Genomic DNA, 1711 nt, shown 5'->3' on the forward strand with positions numbered 1-1711 from the left:
GCGAGCGCAACCTGTACCGCCGCTTCGCGCTGAGCGCCGCCAGCGCGCTGGTGGTGCCGAGCGACGTGCTGGAGCGGATCGCGCTGGACACGTGGAAGCAGCCGCGCGCGCGCGTCCACCGCATCGGCAACGGCATCGCCACGGCGCTCTACGCGCAGCGTCCCGATCCGAAGGCGATCCCCGGCTTCGTCCGCAACGAGCGCGAAACGGTGATCGGCAGCGTCGCCGGGCTGCGCGCGGTGAAGGACCTGCCCGCGCTGGTGCGCGCGGCCGGGGGGCTGTCGGGTCGGTTCCGGCTGGTGATCGTCGGCGAGGGGCCGGAACGCGCCGCGATCGAACAGGCGGCGCTGGCGATGGGGATCGACGACCGCGTCGTCCTGCCCGGTTTCCTCGACCGCCCGTATCGCTTCATGGGATTGTTCGACATGCTGGCGCTGTCGTCGCGATCCGAACAGGCGCCGATCAGCGTGATCGAGGCGATGGCCGCTGGCCTGCCGGTGGTCAGCCCGCCGGTCGGCGACGTGGCGCAGATGGTGTCGGCGGAAAACCGCCCGTTCATCACCGAACATCACGGCGAGGTGCGGCTGCGCGACGCGATGCAGGCGCTGGCGGGCGACAAGGCGCTGCGCGAGCGTGTCGGCTCGGCCAACCGCGCAAAGGCGGTGGCCGAGTTCGACGAGGGCGTGATGATCGCCCGCTATGCCGCGCTGTACGCGGGGGCCGCGGGGCGACCGGGGTGCCTGGGATGAGTCGCAATTTTGTCGCGTTGCGGCCCGATTGGTTTATACGGGCGCGCGTCGTCATTCTGCTGATATGGGAAATCGCGTGTTCAAGGGGCTGAAGCCGATCGTCTATGCCGGCCGCGAAGTGTGGCCGCTGGTGGAAGGTGGGAAGGGCGTTGCCGCCACCAACCACGCTTCCGCCGGCGCATGGGCCGCGGCGGGCGGGATCGGGACGGTATCGGCGGTCAATGCCGACAGCTACGATCCCGACGGCAAGATCATCCCGCAGGTCTATCACGCGCTGACCCGCCGCGAACGGCATGAGGAACTGATCGCCTATGCGATCGAGGGCGCGGTGCAGCAGGTGCAGCGCGCCTGGGAGATTGCCGGCGGAAAGGGCGCGATCAACATCAACGTCCTGTGGGAAATGGGCGGCGCGCAGCGCGTGTTGCAGGGCGTGCTGGAACGCACCCGCGGGCTGGTATCGGGCGTCACCTGCGGCGCAGGGATGCCGTACAAGCTGAGCGAGATCGCCGCGTCGTACAACGTCAACTATCTGCCGATCGTCAGTTCCGGCCGCGCGTTCCGCGCGTTGTGGAAGCGCGCCTATTCCAAGGTTTCGGACCTGCTGGGCGCGGTGGTGTACGAGGATCCGTGGCTGGCGGGCGGGCACAACGGCCTGTCCAATGCCGAAGACCCGCTGAAGCCGGAGGATCCCTATCCCCGCGTCAAGGCGCTGCGCGACACGATGCGCGAAGGCGGCATCCCCGACAGCGTGCCGATCGTGATGGCGGGCGGCGTCTGGTACCTGCGCGACTGGAACGAGTGGATCGACAACCCGGAACTGGGCCAGATCGCCTTCCAGTACGGCACGCGCCCGCTGCTGACGCAGGAAAGCCCGATCCCCGAGGGGTGGAAGGCCAAGCTGATGGAGATCGAGGAAGGCGAGGTGTCTCTCCATCGCTTCTCCCCGACCGGTTTCTATTCGT

General features: G+C 68.6%; 2 protein-coding genes. Both read left to right on the forward strand.

Annotated elements, in window-relative coordinates; translation table 11 throughout:
- A partial coding sequence (locus tag AX685_RS17895; protein ID WP_156445911.1) for a glycosyltransferase family 4 protein occupies positions 1-749 on the forward strand: 749 nt, incomplete at its 5' end.
- Between the two features lie 76 nt (positions 750-825).
- On the forward strand, positions 826-1711 hold an 886-nt coding region (locus tag AX685_RS17900; RefSeq protein ID WP_197418688.1), incomplete at its 3' end, for an NAD(P)H-dependent flavin oxidoreductase.

The organism is Sphingomonas sp. CCH9-F2 (genome assembly GCF_001556735.1).
Classification (GTDB): domain Bacteria; phylum Pseudomonadota; class Alphaproteobacteria; order Sphingomonadales; family Sphingomonadaceae; genus Sphingomonas; species Sphingomonas ginsenosidimutans.